The 25,065-nt window shown below is 57.1% G+C and carries 37 protein-coding genes; 34 read left to right on the forward strand and 3 right to left on the reverse strand.

What is annotated here, in order from left to right; all coding sequences use genetic code 11:
• The first annotated feature begins 21 nt into the window (after positions 1-21).
• From tuf to bfr, 31 genes are all read left to right on the forward strand, one after another.
• Positions 22-1,215, forward strand: a complete 1,194-nt coding sequence (gene tuf / locus CKW29_RS19130; protein ID WP_003186103.1) for an elongation factor Tu — start codon at positions 22-24, stop codon at positions 1,213-1,215.
• A 141-nt stretch (positions 1,216-1,356) separates the two neighbouring features.
• Positions 1,357-1,668, forward strand: coding sequence for a 30S ribosomal protein S10 (gene rpsJ / locus CKW29_RS19135; protein ID WP_003186070.1), 312 nt, complete (start codon positions 1,357-1,359; stop codon positions 1,666-1,668).
• A gap of 80 nt (positions 1,669-1,748) precedes the next feature.
• Positions 1,749-2,384 carry a 50S ribosomal protein L3 gene (gene rplC / locus CKW29_RS19140; protein WP_003186059.1) on the forward strand — a complete coding sequence of 212 codons (636 nt, stop codon included), beginning with the start codon at positions 1,749-1,751 and terminating at the stop codon, positions 2,382-2,384.
• Between the two features lie 12 nt (positions 2,385-2,396).
• On the forward strand, positions 2,397-2,999 hold the full coding sequence (rplD, locus tag CKW29_RS19145) for a 50S ribosomal protein L4 (RefSeq protein ID WP_007924200.1): 603 nt from the start codon (positions 2,397-2,399) through the stop codon (positions 2,997-2,999).
• Complete coding sequence (gene rplW, locus CKW29_RS19150) at positions 2,996-3,295, forward strand: 50S ribosomal protein L23 (protein WP_002555488.1); 300 nt, start codon at positions 2,996-2,998, stop codon at positions 3,293-3,295. Before rplD ends, rplW begins: the two co-directional genes overlap by 4 nt.
• Before the next feature lie 14 nt (positions 3,296-3,309).
• Entirely contained in the window at positions 3,310-4,134 is an 825-nt protein-coding gene (gene rplB, locus CKW29_RS19155; protein WP_095147403.1) for a 50S ribosomal protein L2, read from the forward strand.
• 16 nt (positions 4,135-4,150) lie between these two features.
• Positions 4,151-4,426: a 30S ribosomal protein S19 gene (gene rpsS, locus CKW29_RS19160; RefSeq protein ID WP_002555486.1), complete on the forward strand. Its 276-nt coding sequence runs from the start codon at positions 4,151-4,153 to the stop codon at positions 4,424-4,426.
• Positions 4,427-4,437: 11 nt separating this feature from the next.
• The gene (rplV, locus tag CKW29_RS19165; protein WP_003103908.1) at positions 4,438-4,770 is read left to right on the forward strand and encodes a 50S ribosomal protein L22; all 333 of its coding nucleotides are present in this window, start codon (positions 4,438-4,440) and stop codon (positions 4,768-4,770) included.
• A 13-nt stretch (positions 4,771-4,783) separates the two neighbouring features.
• Positions 4,784-5,470 carry a 30S ribosomal protein S3 gene (gene rpsC, locus CKW29_RS19170; protein WP_003176422.1) on the forward strand — a complete coding sequence of 229 codons (687 nt, stop codon included), beginning with the start codon at positions 4,784-4,786 and terminating at the stop codon, positions 5,468-5,470.
• Positions 5,471-5,482: 12 nt separating this feature from the next.
• Positions 5,483-5,896, forward strand: a complete 414-nt coding sequence (gene rplP, locus CKW29_RS19175) for a 50S ribosomal protein L16 (protein WP_003186052.1) — start codon at positions 5,483-5,485, stop codon at positions 5,894-5,896.
• Positions 5,896-6,087 (forward strand): 50S ribosomal protein L29, encoded by a 192-nt coding sequence (rpmC, locus tag CKW29_RS19180; RefSeq protein WP_002555481.1) that lies wholly within the window; start codon positions 5,896-5,898, stop codon positions 6,085-6,087. The genes rplP and rpmC overlap by 1 nt, the downstream gene beginning before the upstream one ends.
• Positions 6,088-6,089: 2 nt before the next feature.
• The gene (rpsQ, locus tag CKW29_RS19185) at positions 6,090-6,356 is read left to right on the forward strand and encodes a 30S ribosomal protein S17 (protein WP_003176419.1); all 267 of its coding nucleotides are present in this window, start codon (positions 6,090-6,092) and stop codon (positions 6,354-6,356) included.
• 23 nt (positions 6,357-6,379) lie between these two features.
• On the forward strand, positions 6,380-6,748 hold the full coding sequence (gene rplN, locus CKW29_RS19190; RefSeq protein ID WP_002555479.1) for a 50S ribosomal protein L14: 369 nt from the start codon (positions 6,380-6,382) through the stop codon (positions 6,746-6,748).
• 11 nt (positions 6,749-6,759) lie between these two features.
• Entirely contained in the window at positions 6,760-7,074 is a 315-nt protein-coding gene (gene rplX, locus CKW29_RS19195) for a 50S ribosomal protein L24 (RefSeq protein ID WP_042561341.1), read from the forward strand.
• A gap of 20 nt (positions 7,075-7,094) precedes the next feature.
• Complete coding sequence (gene rplE / locus CKW29_RS19200; protein WP_003210069.1) at positions 7,095-7,634, forward strand: 50S ribosomal protein L5; 540 nt, start codon at positions 7,095-7,097, stop codon at positions 7,632-7,634.
• 13 nt (positions 7,635-7,647) lie between these two features.
• A complete protein-coding gene (gene rpsN, locus CKW29_RS19205) occupies positions 7,648-7,953 on the forward strand; it encodes a 30S ribosomal protein S14 (RefSeq protein ID WP_093426479.1) in 306 nt (101 codons plus the stop codon).
• Between the two features lie 209 nt (positions 7,954-8,162).
• Complete coding sequence (gene rpsH, locus CKW29_RS19210; RefSeq protein WP_017848802.1) at positions 8,163-8,555, forward strand: 30S ribosomal protein S8; 393 nt, start codon at positions 8,163-8,165, stop codon at positions 8,553-8,555.
• Positions 8,556-8,567: 12 nt separating this feature from the next.
• The gene (gene rplF, locus CKW29_RS19215; RefSeq protein ID WP_007896774.1) at positions 8,568-9,101 is read left to right on the forward strand and encodes a 50S ribosomal protein L6; all 534 of its coding nucleotides are present in this window, start codon (positions 8,568-8,570) and stop codon (positions 9,099-9,101) included.
• Between the two features lie 10 nt (positions 9,102-9,111).
• Positions 9,112-9,462, forward strand: a complete 351-nt coding sequence (rplR, locus tag CKW29_RS19220; protein ID WP_003186037.1) for a 50S ribosomal protein L18 — start codon at positions 9,112-9,114, stop codon at positions 9,460-9,462.
• A 3-nt stretch (positions 9,463-9,465) separates the two neighbouring features.
• Entirely contained in the window at positions 9,466-9,966 is a 501-nt protein-coding gene (gene rpsE / locus CKW29_RS19225) for a 30S ribosomal protein S5 (protein ID WP_003186035.1), read from the forward strand.
• A 2-nt stretch (positions 9,967-9,968) separates the two neighbouring features.
• Positions 9,969-10,145 carry a 50S ribosomal protein L30 gene (gene rpmD / locus CKW29_RS19230; RefSeq protein ID WP_003186033.1) on the forward strand — a complete coding sequence of 59 codons (177 nt, stop codon included), beginning with the start codon at positions 9,969-9,971 and terminating at the stop codon, positions 10,143-10,145.
• A gap of 3 nt (positions 10,146-10,148) precedes the next feature.
• A complete protein-coding gene (gene rplO / locus CKW29_RS19235) occupies positions 10,149-10,586 on the forward strand; it encodes a 50S ribosomal protein L15 (RefSeq protein WP_003228720.1) in 438 nt (145 codons plus the stop codon).
• The gene (secY, locus tag CKW29_RS19240; protein ID WP_095080431.1) at positions 10,587-11,915 is read left to right on the forward strand and encodes a preprotein translocase subunit SecY; all 1,329 of its coding nucleotides are present in this window, start codon (positions 10,587-10,589) and stop codon (positions 11,913-11,915) included.
• 24 nt (positions 11,916-11,939) lie between these two features.
• A complete protein-coding gene (rpmJ, locus tag CKW29_RS19245) occupies positions 11,940-12,056 on the forward strand; it encodes a 50S ribosomal protein L36 (RefSeq protein WP_002555468.1) in 117 nt (38 codons plus the stop codon).
• A 130-nt stretch (positions 12,057-12,186) separates the two neighbouring features.
• On the forward strand, positions 12,187-12,543 hold the full coding sequence (rpsM, locus tag CKW29_RS19250) for a 30S ribosomal protein S13 (RefSeq protein ID WP_042729624.1): 357 nt from the start codon (positions 12,187-12,189) through the stop codon (positions 12,541-12,543).
• Positions 12,544-12,573: 30 nt separating this feature from the next.
• Positions 12,574-12,963 (forward strand): 30S ribosomal protein S11, encoded by a 390-nt coding sequence (gene rpsK, locus CKW29_RS19255; protein ID WP_002555466.1) that lies wholly within the window; start codon positions 12,574-12,576, stop codon positions 12,961-12,963.
• An 18-nt stretch (positions 12,964-12,981) separates the two neighbouring features.
• Positions 12,982-13,602: a 30S ribosomal protein S4 gene (rpsD, locus tag CKW29_RS19260; RefSeq protein ID WP_003210056.1), complete on the forward strand. Its 621-nt coding sequence runs from the start codon at positions 12,982-12,984 to the stop codon at positions 13,600-13,602.
• Positions 13,603-13,624: 22 nt separating this feature from the next.
• On the forward strand, positions 13,625-14,626 hold the full coding sequence (gene rpoA / locus CKW29_RS19265; protein ID WP_007924176.1) for a DNA-directed RNA polymerase subunit alpha: 1,002 nt from the start codon (positions 13,625-13,627) through the stop codon (positions 14,624-14,626).
• A gap of 42 nt (positions 14,627-14,668) precedes the next feature.
• Positions 14,669-15,055, forward strand: a complete 387-nt coding sequence (gene rplQ / locus CKW29_RS19270; protein WP_024778333.1) for a 50S ribosomal protein L17 — start codon at positions 14,669-14,671, stop codon at positions 15,053-15,055.
• Between the two features lie 228 nt (positions 15,056-15,283).
• Entirely contained in the window at positions 15,284-16,732 is a 1,449-nt protein-coding gene (locus CKW29_RS19275) for a catalase (protein WP_095147402.1), read from the forward strand.
• A 155-nt stretch (positions 16,733-16,887) separates the two neighbouring features.
• The gene (gene bfr, locus CKW29_RS19280; protein ID WP_095147401.1) at positions 16,888-17,352 is read left to right on the forward strand and encodes a bacterioferritin; all 465 of its coding nucleotides are present in this window, start codon (positions 16,888-16,890) and stop codon (positions 17,350-17,352) included.
• 70 nt (positions 17,353-17,422) lie between these two features.
• Here the strand turns inward: bfr and uvrA are convergent, their stop codons facing one another.
• Positions 17,423-20,257 carry an excinuclease ABC subunit UvrA gene (gene uvrA, locus CKW29_RS19285; RefSeq protein WP_095145342.1) on the reverse strand — a complete coding sequence of 945 codons (2,835 nt, stop codon included), beginning with the start codon at positions 20,255-20,257 and terminating at the stop codon, positions 17,423-17,425.
• A gap of 191 nt (positions 20,258-20,448) precedes the next feature.
• Between uvrA and CKW29_RS19290 the strand changes: the two genes are divergently transcribed.
• Entirely contained in the window at positions 20,449-21,846 is a 1,398-nt protein-coding gene (locus tag CKW29_RS19290; protein WP_095145343.1) for an MFS transporter, read from the forward strand.
• Between the two features lie 9 nt (positions 21,847-21,855).
• Positions 21,856-22,383 carry a single-stranded DNA-binding protein gene (locus CKW29_RS19295; RefSeq protein ID WP_095080439.1) on the forward strand — a complete coding sequence of 176 codons (528 nt, stop codon included), beginning with the start codon at positions 21,856-21,858 and terminating at the stop codon, positions 22,381-22,383.
• A 104-nt stretch (positions 22,384-22,487) separates the two neighbouring features.
• Here CKW29_RS19295 and CKW29_RS19300 read toward each other — a convergent pair whose 3' ends face one another.
• Together CKW29_RS19300 and CKW29_RS19305 are read right to left on the reverse strand one after the other, a co-directional pair.
• On the reverse strand, positions 22,488-23,312 hold the full coding sequence (locus CKW29_RS19300) for an alpha/beta fold hydrolase (protein WP_095145344.1): 825 nt from the start codon (positions 23,310-23,312) through the stop codon (positions 22,488-22,490).
• Between the two features lie 37 nt (positions 23,313-23,349).
• Positions 23,350-23,904 carry a cysteine hydrolase family protein gene (locus CKW29_RS19305; protein WP_095145345.1) on the reverse strand — a complete coding sequence of 185 codons (555 nt, stop codon included), beginning with the start codon at positions 23,902-23,904 and terminating at the stop codon, positions 23,350-23,352.
• Positions 23,905-24,002: 98 nt separating this feature from the next.
• Between CKW29_RS19305 and CKW29_RS19310 the strand changes: the two genes are divergently transcribed.
• On the forward strand, positions 24,003-24,998 hold the full coding sequence (locus tag CKW29_RS19310; RefSeq protein WP_095145346.1) for a GlxA family transcriptional regulator: 996 nt from the start codon (positions 24,003-24,005) through the stop codon (positions 24,996-24,998).
• The last annotated feature ends 67 nt before the right edge of the window (positions 24,999-25,065 follow it).

Below are 25,065 nucleotides of genomic sequence, written 5' to 3' on the forward strand. Positions count from 1 at the left end.
TTAGGCAAGGAGTTAATTGTCGTGGCTAAAGAAAAATTTGAACGTAACAAACCGCACGTCAACGTTGGCACCATCGGTCACGTTGACCACGGTAAAACCACTCTGACCGCTGCTCTGACCCGCGTTTGCTCCGAAGTTTTCGGTTCGGCCAAGGTTGACTTCGACAAGATCGACAGCGCTCCAGAAGAAAAAGCTCGCGGTATCACCATCAACACCGCTCACGTTGAATACGATTCGGCCGTGCGTCACTACGCACACGTTGACTGCCCAGGTCACGCCGACTACGTAAAAAACATGATCACCGGTGCTGCCCAGATGGACGGTGCTATCCTGGTTTGCTCGGCCGCTGATGGTCCGATGCCACAAACCCGTGAGCACATCCTGCTGTCCCGTCAGGTAGGCGTTCCGTACATCGTTGTCTTCCTGAACAAGGCTGACATGGTAGACGACGCTGAGCTGCTGGAACTGGTTGAGATGGAAGTGCGCGATCTGCTGAGCACTTACGACTTCCCAGGTGACGACACTCCGATCATCATCGGTTCGGCGCTGATGGCTCTGAACGGTCAAGACGACAACGAGATGGGCACCACTGCCGTCAAGAAGTTGGTTGAGACTCTGGACAGCTACATCCCAGAACCAGAGCGTGCAATCGACAAGCCGTTCCTGATGCCAATCGAAGACGTATTCTCGATCTCGGGTCGTGGTACTGTTGTGACTGGTCGTGTTGAGCGTGGCATCGTCCGCATCCAGGAAGAAGTTGAGATCGTTGGTCTGCGCGATACTCAGAAAACTACCTGCACCGGCGTTGAAATGTTCCGCAAGCTGCTCGACGAAGGTCGTGCTGGCGAGAACTGCGGCGTTCTGCTGCGAGGCACCAAGCGTGACGACGTTGAGCGTGGCCAGGTTCTGGTCAAGCCAGGCACCGTCAAGCCGCACACCAAGTTCACCGCAGAAGTTTACGTTCTGAGCAAGGAAGAAGGCGGTCGTCATACTCCGTTCTTCAAAGGCTACCGTCCACAGTTCTACTTCCGTACTACTGACGTGACCGGTAACTGCGAGCTGCCAGAAGGCGTTGAAATGGTAATGCCAGGTGACAACATCCAGATGACTGTCACTCTGATCAAAACCATCGCGATGGAAGATGGTCTGCGTTTCGCTATCCGTGAAGGCGGTCGTACCGTCGGCGCTGGCGTCGTAGCCAAAGTCATCGAGTAAGTTTCGATGAGTTGAAAAAGCCCCCGCTCAGCGGGGGTTTTTTTATTGGGTTGACACCTATCTGGGGCGTCTATAGAATTGCGCCTCCTTTTAACGGGCGCAGTGCGCCCGGTGGGAATAGCAGCCGGAGTCTGAAATCCAATGCAAAATCAGCAAATCCGTATCAGGTTGAAGGCTTTTGACCATCGTCTGATCGACCAATCCACCCAGGAAATCGTGGAAACCGCGAAACGTACTGGTGCTCAAGTGCGTGGTCCAATTCCACTGCCTACCCGTAAAGAGCGGTTCACCGTTCTGGTCTCCCCGCACGTCAACAAAGACGCGCGTGACCAGTACGAGATCCGTACTCATAAGCGCGTTCTGGACATCGTCCAGCCAACGGATAAAACCGTTGATGCACTTATGAAGCTTGATCTTGCGGCCGGTGTGGAAGTGCAGATCAGCCTCGGCTAAGACTCGGTCTTAGTCGTGTAACGCTCTGAAATGGGCGGCCATAGCGGGTGAAAGCCCCGTACACTCATGAGGTTTACAACATGACTATTGGTGTAGTCGGTCGTAAATGCGGTATGACCCGTATTTTCACCGAAGAAGGTGTCTCCATTCCGGTCACGGTCATTGAGATCGAGCCGAATCGCGTCACCCAGTTCAAAACTGAAGAGACCGATGGCTATCGTGCAGTGCAAGTCACTGTCGGCGAGCGTCGTGCTTCGCGTGTAACAGCAGCTCAGGCTGGCCACTTCGCTAAAGCGAACGTTGCCGCTGGTCGTACCGTAATGGAATTCCGCCTTGAAGAAGGCGAGTACCAGGCCGGCGATCTGATCAACGCTGAAATCTTCGCCGCTGGTCAACTGGTTGATGTAACCGGTCAGTCCAAGGGTAAAGGCTTCCAGGGTACGATCAAGCGTTGGAATTTCCGCGGGCAAGATAACACCCACGGTAACTCCGTATCCCACCGCGTCCCAGGCTCTATCGGCCAGTGCCAGACTCCTGGTCGTGTATTCAAGGGCAAGAAAATGTCCGGTCATATGGGCGCTGAGCGCGTGACCGTGCAGTCCCTGGAAGTAGTGCGCGTGGACGCTGAACGCAATCTGTTGTTGGTCAAGGGTGCTGTTCCTGGCGCTACTGGCGGCAACCTGGTTGTACGTCCAGCAGCCAAGGCTCGCGGTTAAGGGGAAGCTGACATGCAATTAAATGTAAATGACGCTCAAGCGATCGAAGTTTCCGAACTGACATTTGGCGGCGAATTCAACGAGACGCTGGTTCACCAAGCAGTCGTGGCCTACATGGCCGGCGGCCGTCAAGGTAGCAAGCAGCAAAAGACCCGTTCCGACGTTTCTGGTGGCGGTAAGCGCCCTTGGCGTCAGAAAGGTACTGGCCGTGCTCGTGCCGGTACTATCCGTAGCCCAATCTGGCGTGGCGGCGGTACCACTTTCGCAGCTCGTCCTCAGGATCACTCCCAGAAGCTGAACAAGAAGATGTATCGCGCAGCAATGCGTTCCATCCTTGCTGAGCTGGTGCGTACTGATCGTCTGGTCGTGGTTCAGGATTTCGCCGTTGAAACGCCGAAAACCAAAGACCTGCTGGGCAAACTGAACAACATGAGCCTGACCGACGTTTTGATCGTGTCTGACGCTGTTGATCAGAACCTGTACCTGGCTGCTCGTAACCTGCCACACGTTGATGTGCGTGACGTGCAAGGTTCCGATCCAGTTAGTCTGATCGCATACGACAAGGTGTTGATCACCGTGTCGGCCGTGAAGAAATTCGAGGAGCTGCTGGGATGAACCAGGAACGCGTATTTAAAGTTCTGCTTGGCCCGCACGTTTCCGAGAAGGCTACGGTTCTGGCAGACAAGAAAGGCCAGTTCGTTTTCAAGGTTGCTACTGATGCAACCAAGCTGGAAATCAAGAAGGCCGTCGAAAGCCTGTTCAGCGTGAAAGTAGAGCGTGTTACTACCCTGAATGTTCTGGGTAAGAGCAAGCGCACTGCTCGCGGTCTGGGCAAGCGTAATGACTGGAAGAAGGCAGTTATCTCCCTTCAGCCAGGCCAAGATCTCGATTTCAGCAGCAGTGCTGAGTAAGGAAGGGGTGCATCATGGCAATCGTTAAATGCAAACCGACTTCCCCTGGCCGCCGTTTTGTGGTCAAGGTGGTCAACCAGGAGCTGCATAAAGGCGCTCCTCACGCACCGCTGCTCGAGAAAAAATCGAAGACTGGTGGTCGTAACAACAATGGCCGTATTACCACTCGTCACATCGGTGGTGGTCATAAGCAGCATTACCGTATGGTCGATTTCCGTCGCAACGACAAAGATGGCATCGTCGCCACTGTCGAGCGTATCGAATACGATCCAAACCGTACTGCCCACATCGCACTGCTGTGCTACGCAGACGGCGAGCGCCGCTACATCATCGCCCCTAAAGGCGTGAGTGCTGGCGACCAGCTGATCGCAGGTGCTCTGGCTCCAATCAAGCCAGGCAACTCCCTGCAACTGCGCAACATCCCAGTGGGTAGCACCATTCACGGCATCGAACTGAAGCCGGGCAAAGGTGCACAGATCGCTCGTTCCGCTGGTGCTTCGGCTCAGCTGATCGCTCGTGAAGGTGTCTATGTGACCCTGCGTCTGCGCTCTGGTGAAATGCGTAAAGTCCTGGCTGAATGCCGTGCGACCCTGGGCGAAGTCTCGAACTCCGAGCACAGCCTGCGTTCGCTGGGTAAAGCTGGTGCCAAACGCTGGCGTGGCGTTCGCCCAACCGTTCGTGGTGTTGCCATGAACCCGGTTGACCACCCACATGGTGGTGGTGAAGGTCGTACCTCTGGTGGTCGTCATCCGGTATCGCCATGGGGCTTCCCGACTAAGGGCGCGAAGACTCGTGGTAATAAGCGTACCGACAAAATGATCGTCCGTCGTCGCAAGTAAATAGAGGGATACGACAGTGCCACGTTCTCTGAAAAAAGGTCCTTTTATCGATCTTCACCTACTGAAGAAGATCGAAGTGGCGGCGGAAAAGAACGATCGCAAACCGGTGAAAACCTGGTCGCGTCGTTCGATGATCCTGCCACAAATGGTCGGTCTGACCATCGCAGTACACAACGGTCGTCAGCACGTCCCAGTTCTCGTGAACGAAGACATGGTCGGCCACAAACTGGGCGAGTTCGCCGGTACCCGCACATATCGCGGGCACGTGGCAGACAAGAAAGCCAAGCGTTAAGGGGTTAGGAAATGGAAGTAGCCGCTAAGTTGTCGGGCGCTCGAATCTCCGCCCAGAAAGCCCGCTTGGTCGCCGACCAGATCCGCGGGAAGAAGGTGGGCGAAGCGCTCAACCTGTTGGCTTTCAGCAGTAAGAAAGCCGCCGAGATCATGAAGAAAGTGCTGGAGTCGGCCGTAGCCAACGCCGAGCATAACGAAGGCGCAGACGTTGATGACCTGAAGGTCAGCACCGTTTTCGTCAACGAAGGGCGTTCGCTGAAGCGCATCATGCCACGTGCCAAAGGCCGTGCTGATCGCATCGTCAAGCGGTCTTGCCATATCACTGTCAAGGTTGCTGACAAGTAACGGAGTCGAAGAGATGGGTCAGAAAGTACATCCCATTGGCATTCGCCTGGGAATCGTCAAGGAGCACACCTCCGTCTGGTACGCAGACGGTCGGACTTATGCGGACTACTTGTTCGCTGATCTGAAGGTGCGTGAGTATCTCCAAGACAAACTAAAAAGCGCGTCCGTAAGCCGTATCGACATCCATCGTCCGGCCCAAACTGCACGTATCACCATCCACACCGCTCGTCCAGGTATCGTTATCGGGAAGAAAGGTGAAGATGTTGAGAAACTGCGTCAGGACCTGACCAAGCAAATGGGTGTGCCTGTGCACATCAATATCGAAGAGATCCGCAAGCCGGAGCTCGACGGTATGCTGGTTGCGCAGAGCGTAGCTCAGCAGCTGGAGCGTCGCGTAATGTTCCGTCGCGCTATGAAGCGCGCTGTTCAGAACGCCATGCGCATTGGTGCCAAAGGCATCAAAATCCAAGTGAGCGGTCGTCTCGGCGGTGCTGAAATCGCACGTACTGAATGGTATCGCGAAGGTCGTGTGCCATTGCACACCCTGCGTGCCGACATCGACTATGCCAACTACGAAGCTCACACCACTTACGGTGTGATCGGTGTAAAGGTTTGGATCTTCAAAGGCGAAGTAATTGGTGGTCGCCAAGAAGAGCTGAAACCACAAGCACCAGCGCCTCGTAAAAAAGCTGCTAAGTAAGGGGTACGCCAAATGTTGCAACCAAAGCGTACGAAGTTCCGCAAGCAAATGACTGGCCACAACCGTGGTCTGGCATTGCGCGGTAGCAAAGTCAGCTTCGGCGAGTTCGCGCTGAAGTCTGTAGCTCGTGGTCGTCTCACCGCTCGTCAGATCGAGTCAGCGCGTCGTGCTCTGACCCGTCACGTAAAACGTGGCGGCAAGATCTGGATCCGTGTGTTCCCGGACAAGCCTGTCACCAAGAAGCCACTCGAAGTTCGGATGGGTAAAGGTAAGGGTAACGTGGAATACTGGGTTGCCCAGATTCAGCCAGGCAAAGTCCTGTATGAAATCGAGGGTGTTTCTGAAGAGTTGGCGCGTGAGGCGTTCGCCCTGGCTGCTGCAAAGCTGCCACTCGCCACCTCCTTTGTTAAGCGGACGGTGATGTGATGAAAGCGAATGAACTTCGTGAAAAATCAGCACAGCAGCTGAACGAGCAACTGCTCGGCCTGCTGCGCGACCAGTTCAATCTGCGTATGCAGAAAGCAACTGGCCAGTTGGGGCAGTCTCATCTGCTCTCGCAAGTTAAACGTGACATCGCTCGCGTGAAGACTGTGCTCAACCAGCAGGCAGGTAAGTAATCATGGCTGAAGCCGAAAAAACTGTCCGTACGCTGACTGGCCGTGTTGTCAGCGACAAGATGGACAAGACCATCACCGTTCTGATCGAGCGTCGCGTTAAGCACCCGATCTACGGTAAATACGTTAAGCGTTCGACTAAGCTGCACGCGCACGACGAAACCAATCAGTGCCACATCGGCGACAAAGTCACTATTCGTGAAACTCGTCCGCTGGCCAAGACCAAGTCTTGGGCACTGGTTGATGTTCTCGAACGCGCTGTGGAAGTCTAAGGACTAGGGGTCGGAGAAATTATATGATTCAGACTCAATCCATGCTCGATGTGGCCGATAACAGCGGCGCACGCCGCGTTATGTGCATCAAGGTGCTGGGTGGCTCCCATCGTCGTTACGCTGGTATCGGTGACATCATCAAAGTTACCGTGAAGGAAGCAATTCCTCGCGGTAAAGTGAAAAAAGGCCAAGTGATGACTGCTGTTGTAGTCCGCACTCGCCACGGCGTTCGCCGTGCTGATGGCTCCATTATCCGCTTTGATGGCAACGCTGCTGTTCTGTTGAACAACAAGCAAGAGCCGATCGGCACCCGTATCTTTGGGCCAGTGACCCGTGAACTTCGTACTGAGAAGTTCATGAAGATCGTCTCGCTCGCCCCAGAAGTGCTGTAAGGAGATCCGACATGCAAAAGATTCGTCGTGACGACGAGATCATCGTGATCGCCGGCAAAGACAAAGGTAAGCGCGGTAAGGTGCTGAAGGTTCTTGCTGACAACCGTCTGGTTGTTGGTGGTCTGAACCTGGTCAAGCGTCATACCAAGCCTAACCCGATGTCGGGCGTACAGGGCGGTATCGTCGAGAAAGAAGCGCCACTGCACGCTTCCAACGTCGCCATCTTCAACGGCGAAACCAACAAGGCTGACCGCGTTGGTTTCAAAGTAGAAGAAGGTAAGAAAATTCGTGTCTTCAAGTCGACCCAAAAAGCGGTTGATGCTTGAACACTGCTAGGTAGAAGACCATGGCACGACTAAAAGAGATTTACCGGAAGGAAATCGCACCGAAACTTAAGGAAGAACTTAAGCTTTCGAACGTGATGGAAGTTCCGCGCGTTACCAAAATCACCCTGAACATGGGTCTGGGCGAAGCGATCGGCGACAAAAAAGTCATCGAGCACGCTGTTGCTGACCTGGAAAAGATCACCGGCCAGAAAGTCGTTGTGACCTACGCTCGCAAATCTATCGCTGGCTTTAAAGTCCGTGAAGGTTGGCCGATCGGCGTCAAAGTGACCCTGCGCCGTGAGCGTATGTACGAATTCCTGGATCGTCTGCTGTCGATCTCCCTGCCTCGGGTTCGCGACTTCCGCGGCCTGAATGCCAAGTCCTTCGATGGTCGTGGTAACTACAGCATGGGCGTGAAAGAGCAGATCATTTTCCCGGAAATCGATTACGACAAGATCGATGCTCTCCGCGGTCTGGACATTACCCTGACCACCACTGCCAAGAACGATGATGAAGGTCGCGCTCTGCTGCGCGCTTTCAAATTCCCGTTCCGCAACTGATTGGAGTAGGAAAATGGCCAAGAAGAGCATGAAAAACCGTGAGCTGAAGCGTCAGCTCACCGTTGCCAAGTACGCCACCAAGCGTGCAGCGCTGAAAGCTATCATCGTCGATCTGAACGCAAGTCCAGAAGCGCGTTGGGAAGCTTCCGTAGCACTGCAGAAGCAGCCACGTGACGCAAGCGCTTCGCGCATGCGTAACCGCTGCCGCCTGACTGGTCGTCCGCACGGCGTTTACCGCAAGTTCGGCCTGGGCCGTAACAAACTGCGTGAAGCGGCAATGCGTGGTGACGTACCAGGTCTGGTTAAAGCCAGCTGGTAAGTGCTATCAAAGTCTCGGTGTTCGGGATCGCAAGATCCTGACCATCGGTGGCCTTGAAACTGAATCAAGCCCCTTTTGGGGCTTGATTCATTTCTGGGGTGTGTCTAGAATGACCGGCTCGCCTGAGCCCGTGTTTTCTATGCCCGGAGTTTCTCGGCGACAAGTAGTAGCCGCAAGGCTAATTTTTCTGTATTAGGAGCGTCTAGCCCATGAGTATGCAGGACCCGTTAGCGGACATGCTAACTCGAATCCGTAATGCCCAGATGGCTGAAAAGTCCGTCGTAAGCATGCCGTCTTCCACGTTGAAGGTGGCTGTAGCCAAAGTCCTGAAGGACGAAGGTTACATCGCGGGTTATCAGATCAGCAGCGAAATCAAACCACTGCTGTCCATCGAGCTGAAGTACTTCGAAGGCCGTCCGGTCATCGAGGAAGTGAAGCGCGTTAGCCGTCCAGGCCTGCGTCAGTACAAGTCCGTCGAGGATCTGCCAAAAGTTCGTGGCGGTCTCGGTGTGTCTATCGTCTCCACCAACAAGGGTGTGATGACTGATCGTGCTGCGCGCGCTGCCGGTGTCGGCGGCGAAGTTCTTTGCACTGTGTTCTAAGGGGGGATAAGCATGTCTCGCGTCGCTAAGAACCCCGTTAAGCTGCCAGCCGGCGTCGAAGTAAAATTCGCAGGCCAACAGCTTTCGGTAAAGGGTGCCAAGGGCACTCTCGAACTGAACATCCATTCGTCCGTTGAGATCGTTGAAGAAGCCGGTGAGCTGCGTTTTGCTGCTCGCAATGGCGATCAACAGACTCGCGCAATGGCTGGTACCACTCGTGCGTTGGTTAACAACATGGTCCAAGGCGTAAGCCAAGGCTTCGAGCGCAAGCTCCAGCTGGTCGGTGTTGGTTACAAAGCGCAAGCAAAAGGCACAGTGCTGAACCTGGCTCTCGGCTTCTCGCACCCAGTGGATTACGAACTGCCGGAAGGCATCACCGCTGAGACTCCTAGCCAGACCGATATCCTGATCCGGGGTATCGACAAGCAGCTGGTAGGTCAAGTGGCCGCCGAGATCCGCGACTTCCGTCCACCAGAGCCGTACAAAGGCAAAGGTGTGCGCTACGCGGACGAAGTCGTCCGTCGTAAAGAAGCCAAGAAGAAGTAGGGCATAGCAAATGACCGACAAAAAAGTTACTCGACTGCGTCGCGCTCGCAAAGCACGCCTGAAAATGCACGAACTCGAAGTCGTGCGTCTCTGCGTGTTCCGCTCTTCGCAGCACATCTACGCCCAGGTCATTTCGGCCGACGGCAACAAAGTCCTGGCAAGTGCCTCGACTTTGGACAAAGAACTGCGTGATGGTGCCACCGGCAACATCGACGCGGCCACTAAGGTTGGCCAGCTGGTCGCTACGCGTGCTAAAGCCGCTGGCGTCTCGCAGGTGGCTTTCGACCGCTCTGGCTTCAAGTACCACGGCCGCGTCAAGGCGCTGGCTGATGCTGCTCGTGAAGCTGGGCTGGAGTTCTAAGTTATGTCAAATAACGACCAAAAGCGCGACGAAGGCTACATCGAGAAGCTGGTTCAAGTTAACCGCGTAGCCAAAACCGTTAAAGGCGGCCGTATCTTCACTTTCACCGCGTTGACCGTGGTTGGTGATGGTAAGGGTCGCGTTGGCTTCGGCCGTGGCAAGTCGCGTGAAGTGCCTGCTGCGATCCAGAAGGCAATGGAAGCTGCTCGCCGCAACATGATCCAGGTTGATCTGAACGGCACCACTCTGCAGTACGCAATGAAGTCCGCTCACGGCGCTTCGAAGGTGTACATGCAGCCTGCTTCTGAAGGTACCGGTATCATCGCTGGCGGCGCTATGCGTGCTGTCCTCGAAGTTGCTGGCGTTCAGAACGTTCTGGCCAAGTGCTACGGCTCGACTAACCCTGTAAACGTGGTTCACGCCACTTTCAAGGGTTTGAAAGCAATGCAGTCTCCTGAATCCATTGCCGCCAAGCGTGGCAAAAGCGTCAAGGAGATCTTCTGATCATGGCTACCGTAAAAGTAACGCTGATCAAAAGCATGACCGGCCGCATCCCTAACCACAAACTGTGCGTTAAGGGTCTGGGTCTGCGTCGCATCGGTCACACTGTAGAAGTGCTGGATACTCCCGAGAATCGCGGGATGATCAACAAGGCTTACTACATGCTGCGTGTCGAGGGTTAATCGATGAAACTCAATGATCTGAGTCCAGCGCCGGGTTCCCGTCGCGAAAAGCATCGTCCGGGCCGTGGTATCGGTAGTGGTTTGGGTAAGACTGGTGGCCGTGGCCACAAAGGTCAGACCTCCCGCTCCGGTGGCACCATTGCTCCAGGCTTTGAAGGCGGTCAACAGCCGCTGCATCGTCGCCTGCCGAAGTTCGGTTTCGTTTCCCTGAAAGCCATGGACCGCGCAGAAGTGCGTCTGTCCGAGCTGGCCAAAGTGGAAGGCGACATCGTCACCGTGCAGTCCCTGAAAGATGCCAACGTGATCAACGTCAACGTACAGCGTGTGAAAATCATGCTGTCCGGTGAAGTGACTCGCGCTGTCACTATCGGCAAGGGAATCGGCGCCACCAAAGGTGCGCGTGCGGCTATCGAAGCAGCTGGCGGCAAGTTCGAGGAATAAATGGCTAAGCAAGGTGCTCTCTCTGCGCTCGGCAAAGGCGGTATGTCTGAACTCTGGGCTCGTCTGCGTTTTCTGTTCCTGGCGATTATCGTCTACCGAATAGGCGCACACATCCCGGTTCCAGGTATCAACCCGGACCGACTCGCGGACCTGTTTCGACAGAATGAGGGGACCATTCTTAGCTTGTTCAACATGTTTTCCGGCGGCGCGCTGGAACGGATGAGCATCTTTGCACTGGGGATCATGCCGTACATTTCGGCATCGATCATCATGCAACTGATGACCGCCGTCAGCCCGCAGCTGGAGCAGTTGAAGAAGGAAGGTGAAGCTGGCCGTCGCAAGATCAGCCAGTACACCCGCTACGGCACTGTCGTCCTCGCTCTTGTTCAGGCTATCGGCATGTCCGTAGGTCTGGCAGGGCAGGGCGTTGCGTTCACTGGTGACTTTGGCTTCCATTTCGTTGCGGTAACCACGTTTGTGGCTGGCGCAATGTTCATGATGTGGCTGGGTGAGCAGATTACTGAGCGTGGTGTTGGCAACGGTATCTCGATGTTGATTTTCGCGGGTATCGTGGCCGGTCTTCCGAGAGCAATCGGGCAGTCTTTCGAGTCTGCGCGTCAGGGTGATATCAACATCTTCGCCCTGGTTGCCATCGGTCTGCTGGCAGTAGCGATTATCGGTTTCGTGGTGTTCATTGAGCGTGGTCAGCGTCGTATTGCTGTTCACTACGCCAAGCGTCAGCAGGGCCGCAAGGTCTTCGCTGCGCAGACTAGCCACCTGCCGTTGAAGGTGAACATGGCCGGCGTTATTCCGGCTATTTTCGCAAGCAGCATTTTGCTGTTTCCGGCTTCGTTGGGTGCCTGGTTCGGTCAGTCTGAAGGTATGGGCTGGTTGCAGGACATCTCGCAGTCGATCGCTCCTGGTCAGCCGTTGAATATTCTGCTGTTTAGTGCAGGGATTATTTTCTTCTGCTTCTTCTATACGGCGTTGATGTTCAATCCGAAAGACGTAGCGGAAAACCTGAAGAAGTCCGGTGCCTTTATTCCGGGCATCCGTCCAGGCGAGCAGTCTGCGCGCTATATTGATGGCGTTCTGACCCGCTTGACCATGTTCGGTGCTCTCTATATGACGGCCGTGTGCTTGCTGCCCCAGTTCCTGGTGGTTGCAGCAAACGTTCCGTTCTACCTTGGCGGGACCTCGTTGCTGATCGTCGTCGTGGTTGTGATGGACTTCATGTCCCAAGTACAATCGCACCTCGTTTCGCACCAGTACGAATCCCTGATGAAGAAAGCCAACCTGAAGGGTTACGGCAGCGGCATGCTGCGCTGACCCATAAGGTTCGAGGAGTTGGTGATGAAAGTTCGTGCATCGGTGAAAAAGCTGTGCCGTAACTGCAAGATTATTCGCCGCGAAGGTGTTGTTCGAGTAATTTGCAGCGCGGAACCGCGTCACAAACAGCGCCAAGGCTGAGTGTGATTGTGCTTCAAGCCCAGCAGCTAGTGCGCTGCTGGGTTGATTATTTGTTATTACAGCGATATTATCTCGCGCCCTATTTCTTGGCTTCCGGGGCGTAGGTAGCTGTCAATTGGAGTCCCACTGAATGGCCCGTATTGCAGGCGTTAACATTCCAGATAACAAGCATACTGTTATCTCGCTGACCTACATCTATGGTGTTGGTCGCACTACTGCACAGAAGATCTGTGCAGATGCTGGGGTAAACCCGGCCGCAAAGATCAAGGATCTGAGCGACGAGCAAATTGAACAGCTGCGTGGCGAAGTGGCGAAGTTCACCACTGAAGGTGACCTGCGTCGCGAAATCAACATGAAAATCAAGCGCTTGATGGACCTCGGTTGCTATCGCGGTCTGCGTCATCGTCGTGGTCTGCCAGTACGCGGTCAGCGTACCAAGACCAACGCGCGTACCCGTAAAGGTCCGCGTAAGCCGATCCGCAAGTAATCGCCCCAGCGAATCGACAGGAATTTAATCATGGCAAAACCTGCTGCTCGTCCTCGTAAAAAAGTTAAAAAGACAGTGGTTGATGGCATCGCCCACATCCATGCATCTTTTAACAACACAATCGTGACCATCACCGACCGTCAAGGTAACGCTCTTTCCTGGGCTACCTCCGGTGGTTCGGGTTTCCGCGGTTCCCGCAAGTCCACCCCGTTTGCTGCTCAAGTAGCTGCTGAACGTGCTGGTCAAGCTGCGCTGGAATACGGCCTGAAAAACCTCGACGTTAACGTCAAGGGTCCAGGTCCAGGTCGTGAGTCCGCTGTCCGTGCTTTGAACGGCTGTGGCTATAAGATCGCCAGCATCACCGACGTGACGCCAATCCCGCACAACGGGTGCCGTCCGCCGAAGAAGCGCCGCGTGTAATCCAGGAGATTGTAAAGAATGGCTCGTTACATTGGTCCAAAATGCAAACTCGCTCGTCGCGAAGGCACCGATCTCTTCCTGAAGAGCGGCGTGCGCGCGATCGAATCGAAGTGCAACATTGAAGCAGCACCTGGTATCCACGGCCAACGCCGCGGTCGCCAGTCCGACTACGGCACCCAACTGCGTGAAAAGCAGAAGGTCCGTCGTATCTACGGCGTTCTCGAGCGTCAGTTCAGCGGCTACTACAAAGAAGCCGCCGGCAAGAAAGGTGCAACCGGTGAAAACCTGCTGCAACTGCTCGAATGCCGTCTGGACAACGTTGTATACCGTATGGGCTTTGGTTCGACTCGTGCCGAATCCCGTCAGCTGGTATCGCACAAATCCGTCAGCGTTAACGGTCAGACCGTAAACGTTCCGTCCTACCAGGTTCGTGCTGGTGACGTGGTCGCGATTCGCGAGAAAGCAAAGAATCAACTTCGCATTGTCCAAGCTCTCGATCTGTGTGCCCAACGTGGCCGCGTAGAATGGGTAGAAGTAGACACTGAGAAGAAGTCGGGCGTTTTCAAGAACGTTCCAGCTCGCAGTGATCTGTCCGCCGACATCAACGAAAGCCTGATTGTCGAGCTCTACTCCAAGTAAGGGCTAGAAAATAGGTGCATCCATGCAGATTTCGGTAAATGAGTTCCTGACACCCCGCCATATTGATGTGCAGGTTGTCAGTCCAACCCGCGCCAAGATCACTCTCGAGCCTCTCGAGCGTGGTTTTGGCCACACCCTGGGCAACGCGCTGCGCCGCATCCTGTTGTCCTCAATGCCCGGCTGTGCAGTAGTCGAGGCCGAGATTGACGGTGTGCTCCACGAGTACAGCGCCATCGAAGGTGTACAGGAAGACGTAATTGAAATCCTGTTGAACCTTAAAGGTCTGGCTATCAAGCTGCACGGCCGTGACGAAGTTACGCTGACCTTGTCGAAGAAGGGTTCGGGGGTGGTTACCGCTGCCGATATTCAGCTGGATCATGATGTCGAGATCGTTAATCCCGATCACGTAATCGCTAACCTGGCGTCTAACGGCGCCCTGAACATGAAGCTCGTAGTAGCTCGTGGTCGTGGTTATGAACCGGCCGACTCGCGTCAGAGCGATGAAGACGAAAGCCGCAGCATTGGTCGCTTGCAGCTTGACTCTTCGTTCAGCCCGGTTCGCCGTATCGCATACGTGGTGGAAAACGCCCGTGTCGAGCAGCGTACTAACCTGGACAAGCTGGTTATTGATCTGGAAACCAACGGTACTCTGGATCCTGAAGAGGCTATCCGCCGCGCTGCAACCATCCTGCAACAGCAGTTGGCTGCGTTCGTCGACCTCAAGGGTGACAGTGAGCCAGTGGTAATCGAGCAGGAAGACGAGATCGATCCGATCCTGCTTCGCCCGGTTGACGATCTGGAACTGACTGTACGTTCGGCTAACTGCCTTAAGGCGGAAAACATTTACTACATCGGCGACCTGATTCAGCGTACCGAAGTAGAACTGTTGAAGACTCCGAACCTGGGCAAGAAATCCTTGACTGAAATCAAGGACGTTCTGGCCTCCCGCGGTCTGTCCCTCGGCATGCGCCTCGACAACTGGCCGCCTGCAAGTCTTAAGAAGGACGACAAGGCGACTGCCTGATCGTCGTAATCACCGAACGTAGTGTTTGGTAAGGAATGAACCATGCGTCATCGTAAAAGTGGGCGTCACCTGAGCCGCACCAGCTCGCACCGCAAGGCCATGTTCCAAAACATGGCGGTGTCGCTGTTCGAGCACGAGCTGATCAAAACTACACTGCCGAAAGCCAAAGAACTGCGCCGCGTTGCTGAGCCGCTGATCACTTTGGCCAAGACAGACAGCCTGGCTAACCGCCGTCTGGCTTTCGACCGTACTCGTTCGAAAGCTATCGTTGGTAAGCTCTTCAACGACCTGGGCAAGCGTTACGCTACCCGTGAGGGTGGCTACCTGCGCATCCTCAAGTGCGGTTTCCGCGCTGGCGACAACGCGCCTATGGCGTACGTCGAGTTGGTTGATCGTGCTACCGGCGGTGAAGCTGTATCCGCTGAGTAAGACGTCAGTCTGAAACAAAAAACCGGGCCTCGTGCCCGGTTTTTTGTGCGCGCAAGAAAAGTCAGTGCTGGCAACAGGTCGATCCGGGTGCTGTCCAGTGGTGCTGGCTATTAGTTTATTTCTATTGATGTCGATCAATTAATAAATTTGATGGTGTCATGTTCATGGTCAATACTCCCTCTCAGCCGATTAGCCGGCAGTTTCCAGGACTGAAGAGGAAGATTGAGCATGAGCCAAAACAAAACGCTGACTACCGCTAGCGGCGCACCTGTCGCCGATAACCAGAATTCCCGTTCCGCCGGCCCTCGTGGCCCGCTGCTGCTCGACGATTTCCACCTGATCGAGAAGCTTGCCCACTTCAACCGTGAAAACATCCCGGAGCGCCGTGTACACGCCAAGGGCTCGGGTGCTTACGGTACGTTCACTGTTACGCGCGACATTACCCAGTACACCAGCGCCAAGCTGTTCGAATCGGTGGGTAAACAAACCCCTACGTTTCTGCGGTTCTCCACTGTCGGTGGCGAGCGCGGCTCAGCTGACACCGAACGCGATCCACGTGGTTTTGCGCTCAAGTTCTATACCGAGGAAGGCAACTGGGACATCGTGGGCAATAACACGCCAGTGTTCTTCATTCGCGACCCGTTGAAGTTCCCGGATTTCATCCACACCCAGAAACGCCTGCCGCAGAGCAACCTGAAAAGTGCACAGATGATGTGGGACTTCTGGTCGCACTCACCTGAGGCGCTGCACCAGGTCACCATCCTGTTCTCTGATCGGGGTATCCCTGACGGCTACCGTCACATGCACGGCTTCGGCAGCCACACCTACAGCCTGATCGGCGCCCAAGGCGAGCGTCACTGGGTCAAGTGGCACTACAAGACCAAGCAGGGCATCAAGAACCTGGCGCCGGCCGAGGCGGCACGTCTGGCCGGTACGGATCCGGATTACGCTCAGCGTGATCTGTTTGGTGCGATCGAGCGCGGTGACTTCCCGAAATGGCGGGTATGCATCCAGATCATGAGCGAGGCCCAAGCCGCGGCGCATTACGAAAACCCGTTCGACGTGACCAAGACCTGGTCGCAGAAGGAGTTCCCGCTGATTGAAGTGGGTGAACTGGAGCTCAACCGTAATCCGCAGAACTACTTCGCTGAAGTCGAGCAGGCAGCCTTTGGTCCAAGCAACATGGTGCCAGGGGTGGGTCTGTCGCCGGACCGCATGCTGCAAGGTCGGGTTTTTGCCTACGCGGATGCCCACCGCTACCGCGTCGGTACCAATCACCAGCAGTTGCCGGTGAATGCGCCTCGCAGTCCGGTCAACAGCTACCAGCGCGACGGCTCGATGGCGTTTGGCAGTAACGGTGGTGCGACACCTAACTATGAGCCCAACAGCTACGTGGAAGCGCCCAAGCAGGCCCCTCGTTTTGCCGAGCCGGCATTGGCATTGAGTGGCGCGGCTGATCGCTACGATCACCGTGAAGACACCGACTACTACAGCCATGCCGGTGCGTTGTTCCGGTTGATGAGCGATGAGCAGAAAGCCCTGCTGATCAGCAACATTGCCGGTGCCATGGCGGGTGTTTCCGGTGACGTGGTCGATCGCCAGCTGCAGCATTTCTTCAAGGCTGACCAGGCCTATGGCGAAGGCATCGCGAAGGCGTTGGGCGTACAGCTTAACTAAGTCTAAACGATAAGCAGAACCGCCCTCATTTGGGCGGTTTTTGCGTTATTTAAACTGATTTTCTCAGAATATCTTCGCTTTTATCGCGCGATTCGAGTGACCAAACGGTCGCCTTGGTTCAAACTACAGACTTTCAAGCAGGGAGATGTAGGGCAATGCAAGGTCACCCGGACGTAATCGATTACCTCAACACATTGCTCACGGGCGAACTGGCAGCGCGTGATCAGTATTTCATCCATTCGCGGATGTATGAGGACTGGGGCTTTACCGAGCTCTACGAGCGCATCAATCACGAAATGGAAGAAGAGACTCAGCACGCCGATGCACTGATGCGCCGGATCCTGATGCTCGAAGGCACGCCACGCATGCGTGCGGACGATCTGGACGTCGGGACTACGGTGCCTGACATGTTCGCCGCCGACCTGCGCCTGGAGTACAAGGTGCGTGCAGCGCTCTGCAAAGGCATCGAGCTCTGCGAGCGGCACAAGGATTACATCAGCCGCGACATGCTGCGCATTCAGTTGGCCGATACCGAAGAAGATCACACCTACTGGCTGGAGAAACAGCTGGGACTGATCAAACTGATCGGTCTGGAGAACTACCTGCAATCGCAGTTCTAACGCGCCTGCAGATCGCACAAAAAAGCCCCTGGCACTGAATAAGTGCCAGGGGCTTTTTCATGAGGCAGTGTTAAGCCCGATCACGTTCCAGCAGCGGCTTGAGGTAGTACCCGGTATGGGACTGCTTCATCTCCGCCACTTCTTCAGGCGTGCCCACGGCAATGATCTGGCCGCCCTTGGAACCGCCTTCCGGACCCAGGTCCACCAGCCAGTCGGCAGTCTTGATCACATCCAGGTTGTGTTCGATCACCACCACGGTATTACCGTGGTCGCGCAGGCGATGCAGGACGTCGAGCAGTTGCTGGATGTCCGCGAAGTGCAGGCCGGTGGTCGGCTCATCAAGGATGTACAGGGTCTTGCCGGTGTCGCGTTTGGACAGCTCGCGGGACAGCTTCACCCGTTGTGCCTCACCCCCCGACAGCGTTGTCGCCGATTGCCCCAGCTTGATGTATGACAGGCCGACATCCATCAACGTCTGGAGCTTGCGCGCCAGGGCTGGAACCGCATCGAAGAACACCCGCGCCTCTTCAATGGTCATCTCCAGGGTTTCGTGGATGCTCTTGCCCTTGTACTTGATCTCCAGGGTTTCACGGTTATAGCGCTTGCTCTTGCAGACGTCGCACGGGACATAGATGTCCGGCAGGAAGTGCATCTCGACCTTGATCAGGCCATCGCCTTGGCACGCTTCGCAGCGTCCCCCCTTCACGTTGAACGAGAAGCGCCCCGGGCCATAACCCCGGGAACGGGATTCCGGAACGCCGGCAAACAGTTCGCGAATCGGCGTGAACAACCCGGTGTAGGTGGCGGGGTTGGAGCGTGGCGTACGGCCGATCGGGCTTTGGTCGATGTCGACCACCTTGTCCAGGTGTTCCAGGCCCTTGATGCCGTCGTGAGCGGCGGCTTCCAGAGTGGTCGCGCCATTCAGTGCCGTGGCGCTAAGAGGGAACAGGGTGTTGTTGATCAGCGTCGACTTGCCGGAACCGGATACGCCGGTCACGCAGGTCAGCAGGCCAATCGGGATATCCAGGTCGACATTGCGCAGGTTGTTGCCCCGGGCACCCTTGAGCGACAGCGAGAGCTTCTTGTTGCGTGGCGTACGCTTGGCCGGCACTTCGATCTTGACCCGGCCGGACAGGTACTTGCCGGTCAGCGAGTCCGGGTGGGCCATGACTTCGGCGGGTGTGCCTTCGGCGACGATATGCCCGCCATGCACGCCCGCGCCCGGGCCGATATCCACCACGTAGTCGGCCAGGCGAATGGCGTCTTCGTCGTGCTCGACCACGATCACGGTGTTGCCGATGTCGCGCAGATGCTTGAGGGTCCCCAGCAAGCGGTCGTTGTCCCGCTGGTGCAGGCCAATCGACGGTTCGTCGAGGATGTACAGCACGCCCACCAGCCCGGCGCCGATCTGGCTGGCCAGGCGAATGCGTTGTGCTTCGCCGCCTGACAGGGTGTCGGCGCTGCGGTCCAGCGACAGGTAGTCGAGGCCGACGTTGACCAGGAACTGCAAGCGCTCGCGGATTTCCTTGAGGATCTTGTCGGCGATTTCGCCGCGGCGACCGGGCAGGCTCAGCGTGCCGAAGTAGTCGCACGCATCACCGATCGGCAGATTGGTCACGGCCGGCAACGTTTTTTCGCCCACCCATACGTGCCGCGCTTCGCGACGCAGGCGGGTGCCACGGCAGTCCGGGCACGGCTGGGTGCTGAGGAACTTGGCCAGCTCTTCGCGTACCGAAGCGGATTCAGTTTCGCGGTAGCGACGGTCCAGGTTCGGCACGATGCCTTCGAACGGGTGTGAGCGTTTGACGATGTCGCCACGGTCGTTCAGGTATTTGAAGTCGACGTTCTGCGTACCGCTGCCATGCAGGATGACTTTTTGCTGGTCCGCCGGCAGTTGGCCGAACGGCACTTCCAGGCTGAAGCCGTAATGCGAGGCCAGTGAGCCGAGCATCTGGAAGTAATAGACGTTACGCCTGTCCCAGCCGCGTATCGCGCCTTCGGCCAGGGTCAGTTCGCTGTTGACCAGGCGCTTGATGTCGAAGAACTGCTTGACCCCCAGGCCGTCACAGGTCGGGCAGGCGCCGGCCGGGTTGTTGAAGGAGAACAGCTTGGGCTCCAGCTCGCTGATGGCGTGGCCGCAGATCGGGCAGGCGAAGCGCGCGGAGAAGATCATCTCCTCGCCTGGCTCGTCGTCCATCGGAGCGACCAGGGCAATGCCATCGGCCAGCTTCAACGCCGTTTCGAAGGATTCGGCCAAGCGCTGTTGCAGGTCGTCGCGCACCTTGAAGCGGTCGACCACGACGTCGATCGAGTGCTTCTTCTGTTTATCCAGCTTGGGCAGTTCGTCCAGCTCGCAGAGCCTGCCGTTGACCCGGGCCCGGACAAAGCCCTGGGCGCGCAGTTCTTCGAAGACCGACAGGTGTTCGCCTTTTCGCTCGCGGATCACCGGGGCCAGCAGCATCAGCTTGCTGCCTTCGGGTTGGGCCAGGACCAGGTCGACCATCTGACTGACGGTCTGGGCTTCCAGTGGAATATCGTGATCCGGGCAGCGCGGAATACCGGCGCGGGCGTAAAGCAGGCGCAGATAGTCGTAGATTTCGGTGATGGTGCCGACGGTGGAGCGCGGGTTGTGCGAGGTTGATTTCTGTTCGATGGAAATCGCGGGCGACAGGCCTTCGATGGTGTCGACGTCAGGCTTTTCCATCATCGACAGGAACTGTCGGGCGTAGGCCGACAGCGATTCGACATAGCGTCGCTGGCCTTCGGCGTACAGCGTGTCGAATGCCAGGGAAGACTTGCCGGACCCGGACAAGCCGGTGATGACGATCAGCTTGTCCCGTGGCAGGGTCAGGTCGATGTTCTTCAGGTTGTGGGTTCGAGCCCCACGAATCAGGATCTTGTCCAAGATGGCCTCGCTTGGCGGGCGTCGAAAACCCAAGAGTATACGGCCAAATACTGGATGGATGCACACTGTCAAATGAGCTCGGCGCAGCCTTACATGAAGAGTCTGTCATCCGTGCGCGTCAAAGCGTCACCCTATACCCCGTCAACCGATGGGACTGGTAGAATCGCCGCCGGTTCACATGAGGTAATTCCATGCACGATCCCCACAGCGAACGCATGAGTGGTAGCGAGACCCGCGCGGCAAGCGGTCTGGCCCTGGTGTTCGCGTTCCGTATGCTTGGCATGTTCATGGTGTTGCCGGTACTGGCGACCTACGGCATGGACCTGGCAGGCGCGACCCCGGCCCTGATCGGCCTGGCGATTGGTGCCTATGGCCTGACACAGGCACTGTTCCAGATTCCGTTCGGGGTGATTTCCGACCGTATCGGTCGGCGCCCGGTGATTTACCTGGGGCTGATCGTCTTCGCCCTGGGCAGTGTGCTGGCTGCCAATGCCGATTCGATCTGGGGCGTGATCGCCGGACGCATCCTGCAAGGCGCCGGGGCGATCTCCGCCGCGGTCATGGCCTTGCTGTCCGACCTGACTCGCGAACAACACCGCACCAAGGCCATGGCCATGATCGGCATGACCATCGGCCTGTCGTTTGCCGTGGCCATGGTGGTCGGGCCGTTGCTGACCCGCGCATTTGGGCTGTCCGGGCTGTTCCTGGCGACGGGTGGCATGGCGCTGATCGGCATCCTGATCGTGATGTTCATGGTGCCGCGCTCCACCGGCCCCCTGCAGCACCGCGAATCCGGCGTGGCCCGCCAGGCCCTGATGCCGACGCTCAAGCACCCGGACCTGCTGCGCCTGGACCTGGGTATTTTTGTGTTGCACGCGATGTTGATGTCGAGCTTCGTCGCCTTGCCGCTGGCGCTGGTCGAGAAGGCCGGGCTGCCCAAGGAGCAGCACTGGTGGGTGTACCTGACCGCGCTGCTGATTTCCTTCTTCGCCATGATCCCGTTCATTATCTACGGCGAGAAGAAACGCAAAATGAAACGAGTTTTACTCGGTGCCGTCGTGACGCTGATGCTCACTGAGCTATTCTTCTGGCAGTTCGGCGACAGCTTGCGGGCTCTGGTGATCGGGACGGTGGTGTTCTTTACCGCCTTCAATCTGCTGGAAGCTTCGTTGCCGTCGCTGATCAGCAAGGTTTCACCGGCAGGCGGCAAGGGCACGGCGATGGGGGTTTACTCCACCAGCCAGTTCCTCGGTTCGGCACTCGGCGGGATCATGGGTGGCTGGATGTTCCAGCATGGCGGTCTGTCGGTTGTGTTCCTCGGATGCGCAGGTCTGGCTGCCCTCTGGCTGGCCTTTGCTGTTACCATGCGTGAACCTCCCTATGTGACGAGCCTGCGCTTGCCGTTATCGCCTGAAGCGGTCCGCGAAGCCGGTCTGGTCGAGCGCCTTTTGGCCGTTGTAGGGGTAACAGATGCCGTTGTAGTCGCCGATGAAGCGGCGATCTACATCAAATTGGACACCGAACTATTGGATCGCACCACCCTCGAGCGCCTGGTCAACAACCCGGCGCCGACAGCGTGCGAAGCCTAGGAGAACGTTATGGCCCGTGGGGTTAACAAAGTCATATTGGTCGGCACTTGCGGCCAGGATCCCGAAGTTCGCTACTTGCCTAACGGTAATGCCGTGACCAACCTGAGTCTGGCGACCAGCGAACAGTGGACCGACAAGCAAACCGGTCAGAAAGTCGAAAAGACCGAATGGCACCGTGTGTCGATGTTCGGCAAGGTTGCAGAGATCGCCGGCGAATACCTGCGTAAAGGTTCGCAGGTCTACATCGAAGGGAAGCTGCAGACCCGCGAGTGGGAAAAAGACGGTATCAAGCGTTACACCACCGAAATCGTGGTCGACATGCAAGGCACCATGCAGTTGCTGGGCGGCCGTCCACAGGGCGATCAACAAGGCCAGGGCGGCGGTAACAACTACCAGCAATCCGCTCCGCGCCAGCAGGCTCCGCGTCCTGCACCGCAACAACAGCCGCAGCGTGAGTCGCGTCCAGCGCCACAGCAACAGGCCGCACCGCAGCCGGCTGCGGATTTCGACAGCTTTGATGACGATATTCCGTTCTAAGGCAGCAACACGCTTCAAGCCACAAGCTGCAAGCTAAAAAAAACCGCGCTTCGGTCCACGAAGCGCGGTTTTTTTGCTTTTGCTTGTCGCTAAAAGCTTGCCGCTTAACGCTGCGCGAAGCGCAACATATCCGCATTCACCTGCTCTTTATGGGTATCCGTCAGCCCATGGGGTGCCCCCGGATAGACGATCAGTTCGGCGTGCTCGATCAATCGCTTGCTCTCCAGCCCTGCCGCCTGGATCGGCACGATCTGGTCATCGTCGCCATGGATGATCAGCGTCGGCACATCAAACTTCTGCAAATCCTCGCGAAAGTCGGTTTCCGAAAACGCCTTGATGCTGTCGAGGGTGTTTTTGTGACCGCCCATCATGCCTTGCATCCAGAACGAATCGATCAGCCCTTGGGATGATGTCGCGCCTGGGCGGTTGAAGCCGAAGAACGGGCCGCCGGCAATGTCCTTGTACAGCTGCGAGCGGTCGGCGATGGAGCCGGCGCGGATGCCGTCGAAGACTTCGATCGGCAGACCCTTGGGGTTCGTTTCGGTTTTGAGCATCAAGGGCGGTACAGCGGAAATCAGCCCGGCCTTGGCCAGGCGCCGGGTGCCGTGGCGGCCAATGTAACGCGCGACTTCACCGCCGCCGGTGGAGAAGCCGAAGAGGATCACGTTGTTCAGGTCCAGGTGTTCGATCAGCTCGGCGAGGTCGTCGGCGTAGTGATCCATGTCGTTGCCATCCCACGGCTGGCTCGAGCGCCCGTGACCGCGGCGATCATGGGCGATGGCGCGAAAGCCGTTGTTGGCAAAGTGCAGCATCTGCGATTCCCAACTGTCGGCGCTCAGTGGCCAACCGTGGCTGAACACCACTGGTTGCCCGTGGCCCCAGTCCTTGTAATACAGGGTGTTGCCTTCGCGAGTCGTGAGAGTAGCCATGTCTTTCGTCTCCAATGAATGCTCAGGTGGGTGAGGCTCAGTGGTGGGCAGCCAGAAACGTTTCGGTGGACACCACATTGGCGTAGGCAAAGCCCAGGGCCGACATGAACGCGGCATGGACCTGGGCGGCCGGCACAACAAGACCGTTGAACTCCAGGTCACGGGTCGCACAGGCGTCGTGGATGACCGTCACGGTGTAGCCAAGGTCGGCCGCGGCTCGAGTGATGCCATCGACGCACATGTGACTCATGCTGCCGACGATCACCAGGCTCTCGATGCCTTGCTGGTCGAGGATTGACTGTAGTTCGGTTTCACGGAACGAGTTGACGAAGTGCTTGAGCACCACCGATTCGTCAGGGCGGTTGAGGACTTTGGGGTGCAGCTTCGCGCCTTCGGAGCCCGGGGTGAAAAACGGTGCCGCGTCGGCATTGAATTCGTGGCGAACGTGCACCACCTGATCACCGGCCTCGCGAAAGGCCTGGATCAGTTTCGCCGCGTTATCGGCGGCGGCGTCTGCACCGACCAGCGGCCATTTGCCTTGGGGGAAGTAGTCATTCTGGATATCGACTACGATGAGTGCTTGCTTGGCCATGGGTGTTTCCTCGAACGGTTGGATGTGGCACGAAGTATCGGGTTTGGCAGGCGTTTCGAGGATTGGCCGCACCGACAATAGCAGGGGGAAAACTGACAATGGGCATGGCTCGCGCAGTCGCCGAATTGGGCGTGCTGATCTATCCCGGCGCACAGCTGGCCGCGGTACACGGCTTGACCGATCTGTTTGGCGTTGCCAACCGCATTGCCACCGAGCATCGGAGCGCGCAACTGCCGCTGTTGCGGATCAGCCACTGGCAAGTGGATGCCGACCAGGCACCCAGACGTACCTACGACAGTCATCCCGGTCCCGAAGGGGCGCTGGTGGCACTGTTGATCCCGCCGTCGATTGGCGGTTTTTCCGAAGGCCAGGCATCACCCGCGCTGATCGAATGGATACGTCAGCAACACGCTGCTGGCGCGACCTTGGGGGGCGTGTGTGTAGGCTCGATCCTGCTGGCCGAAAGCGGTCTGCTCGACGGTCGCAGCGCCACCACCCACTGGACCTCGGCCAAGCCGTTCGCCGCGCGTTACCCGAAGATCAAACTCCATGCCCATAAGCCCATCGTCGACGATGGCGACCTGATCACCACTGCCGGCCTGATGGCTTGGTCCGAGCTGGGGTTGCGGCTGGTCGACCGCTTGCTGGGGCCGAGCATCGCCACTGGCACCGCGCGTTTCCTGGTGGTCGAGCACAGTGACAGCGCCAGTCAGTGCGGCAGCAACTTTGCGCCGATCCTGAGCCATGGCGACGCGGCGATTCTCAAGGTTCAGCACTGGTTGCAAGGCAATGGCGCGGTGGAGGTTTCACTGAGCGTGATGGCGCAGCAGGCCGGGCTTGAGGAACGGACGTTCCTGCGGCGTTTTCGGGCGACGACGGGTTTGAAACCCACTGAGTACTGCCAGCACCTGAGAGTCGGCAAGGCCCGGGAGATGCTTGAATTCAGCAACGGCACCATTGATCACATTGCCTGGAGCGTGGGTTATGCGGATCCCGGAGCGTTTCGCGCCACGTTCAAGAAAATCACCGGGTTGACGCCCAGCGATTACCGCGCCCGGTTCGGTGTGAGCCCTTCGCCAGTCGTGTCGCGATAGGGGGGGCGAGTTGATCGTGCAGCATGCCGGAGTGCCGGTCGTCGTCGTGCAGAATAAAACGCAGCCG

It is taken from the genome of Pseudomonas sp. Irchel s3a18 (assembly GCF_900187535.1).
Lineage (GTDB): Bacteria > Pseudomonadota > Gammaproteobacteria > Pseudomonadales > Pseudomonadaceae > Aquipseudomonas.

What these genes read in the sequence shown, in the direction of transcription:
- CKW29_RS19290 (WP_095145343.1), top strand. Translation starts at nt 20,449, where the DNA reads ATGCACGATCCCCACAGCGAACGCATGAGTGGTAGCGAGACCCGCGCG.
- rpoA (WP_007924176.1), top strand. Translation starts at nt 13,625, where the DNA reads ATGCAGATTTCGGTAAATGAGTTCCTGACACCCCGCCATATTGATGTG.
- rpmJ (WP_002555468.1), top strand. Translation starts at nt 11,940, where the DNA reads ATGAAAGTTCGTGCATCGGTGAAAAAGCTGTGCCGTAACTGCAAGATT.
- CKW29_RS19300 (WP_095145344.1), bottom strand. Translation starts at nt 23,312, where the DNA reads ATGGCTACTCTCACGACTCGCGAAGGCAACACCCTGTATTACAAGGAC.
- rplF (WP_007896774.1), top strand. Translation starts at nt 8,568, where the DNA reads ATGTCTCGCGTCGCTAAGAACCCCGTTAAGCTGCCAGCCGGCGTCGAA.
- secY (WP_095080431.1), top strand. Translation starts at nt 10,587, where the DNA reads ATGGCTAAGCAAGGTGCTCTCTCTGCGCTCGGCAAAGGCGGTATGTCT.
- rplC (WP_003186059.1), top strand. Translation starts at nt 1,749, where the DNA reads ATGACTATTGGTGTAGTCGGTCGTAAATGCGGTATGACCCGTATTTTC.
- rpsK (WP_002555466.1), top strand. Translation starts at nt 12,574, where the DNA reads ATGGCAAAACCTGCTGCTCGTCCTCGTAAAAAAGTTAAAAAGACAGTG.
- rpsJ (WP_003186070.1), top strand. Translation starts at nt 1,357, where the DNA reads ATGCAAAATCAGCAAATCCGTATCAGGTTGAAGGCTTTTGACCATCGT.
- rplO (WP_003228720.1), top strand. Translation starts at nt 10,149, where the DNA reads ATGAAACTCAATGATCTGAGTCCAGCGCCGGGTTCCCGTCGCGAAAAG.
- rpsC (WP_003176422.1), top strand. Translation starts at nt 4,784, where the DNA reads ATGGGTCAGAAAGTACATCCCATTGGCATTCGCCTGGGAATCGTCAAG.
- rplW (WP_002555488.1), top strand. Translation starts at nt 2,996, where the DNA reads ATGAACCAGGAACGCGTATTTAAAGTTCTGCTTGGCCCGCACGTTTCC.
- rplP (WP_003186052.1), top strand. Translation starts at nt 5,483, where the DNA reads ATGTTGCAACCAAAGCGTACGAAGTTCCGCAAGCAAATGACTGGCCAC.
- rpsH (WP_017848802.1), top strand. Translation starts at nt 8,163, where the DNA reads ATGAGTATGCAGGACCCGTTAGCGGACATGCTAACTCGAATCCGTAAT.
- CKW29_RS19295 (WP_095080439.1), top strand. Translation starts at nt 21,856, where the DNA reads ATGGCCCGTGGGGTTAACAAAGTCATATTGGTCGGCACTTGCGGCCAG.
- rplQ (WP_024778333.1), top strand. Translation starts at nt 14,669, where the DNA reads ATGCGTCATCGTAAAAGTGGGCGTCACCTGAGCCGCACCAGCTCGCAC.
- rpmD (WP_003186033.1), top strand. Translation starts at nt 9,969, where the DNA reads ATGGCTACCGTAAAAGTAACGCTGATCAAAAGCATGACCGGCCGCATC.
- rpsM (WP_042729624.1), top strand. Translation starts at nt 12,187, where the DNA reads ATGGCCCGTATTGCAGGCGTTAACATTCCAGATAACAAGCATACTGTT.
- rplE (WP_003210069.1), top strand. Translation starts at nt 7,095, where the DNA reads ATGGCACGACTAAAAGAGATTTACCGGAAGGAAATCGCACCGAAACTT.
- rplN (WP_002555479.1), top strand. Translation starts at nt 6,380, where the DNA reads ATGATTCAGACTCAATCCATGCTCGATGTGGCCGATAACAGCGGCGCA.
- rpsQ (WP_003176419.1), top strand. Translation starts at nt 6,090, where the DNA reads ATGGCTGAAGCCGAAAAAACTGTCCGTACGCTGACTGGCCGTGTTGTC.
- rplB (WP_095147403.1), top strand. Translation starts at nt 3,310, where the DNA reads ATGGCAATCGTTAAATGCAAACCGACTTCCCCTGGCCGCCGTTTTGTG.
- rpsN (WP_093426479.1), top strand. Translation starts at nt 7,648, where the DNA reads ATGGCCAAGAAGAGCATGAAAAACCGTGAGCTGAAGCGTCAGCTCACC.
- rplV (WP_003103908.1), top strand. Translation starts at nt 4,438, where the DNA reads ATGGAAGTAGCCGCTAAGTTGTCGGGCGCTCGAATCTCCGCCCAGAAA.
- CKW29_RS19310 (WP_095145346.1), top strand. Translation starts at nt 24,003, where the DNA reads ATGGGCATGGCTCGCGCAGTCGCCGAATTGGGCGTGCTGATCTATCCC.
- rpsD (WP_003210056.1), top strand. Translation starts at nt 12,982, where the DNA reads ATGGCTCGTTACATTGGTCCAAAATGCAAACTCGCTCGTCGCGAAGGC.
- bfr (WP_095147401.1), top strand. Translation starts at nt 16,888, where the DNA reads ATGCAAGGTCACCCGGACGTAATCGATTACCTCAACACATTGCTCACG.
- rplX (WP_042561341.1), top strand. Translation starts at nt 6,760, where the DNA reads ATGCAAAAGATTCGTCGTGACGACGAGATCATCGTGATCGCCGGCAAA.
- rplR (WP_003186037.1), top strand. Translation starts at nt 9,112, where the DNA reads ATGACCGACAAAAAAGTTACTCGACTGCGTCGCGCTCGCAAAGCACGC.
- CKW29_RS19305 (WP_095145345.1), bottom strand. Translation starts at nt 23,904, where the DNA reads ATGGCCAAGCAAGCACTCATCGTAGTCGATATCCAGAATGACTACTTC.
- CKW29_RS19275 (WP_095147402.1), top strand. Translation starts at nt 15,284, where the DNA reads ATGAGCCAAAACAAAACGCTGACTACCGCTAGCGGCGCACCTGTCGCC.
- rplD (WP_007924200.1), top strand. Translation starts at nt 2,397, where the DNA reads ATGCAATTAAATGTAAATGACGCTCAAGCGATCGAAGTTTCCGAACTG.
- rpmC (WP_002555481.1), top strand. Translation starts at nt 5,896, where the DNA reads ATGAAAGCGAATGAACTTCGTGAAAAATCAGCACAGCAGCTGAACGAG.
- rpsE (WP_003186035.1), top strand. Translation starts at nt 9,466, where the DNA reads ATGTCAAATAACGACCAAAAGCGCGACGAAGGCTACATCGAGAAGCTG.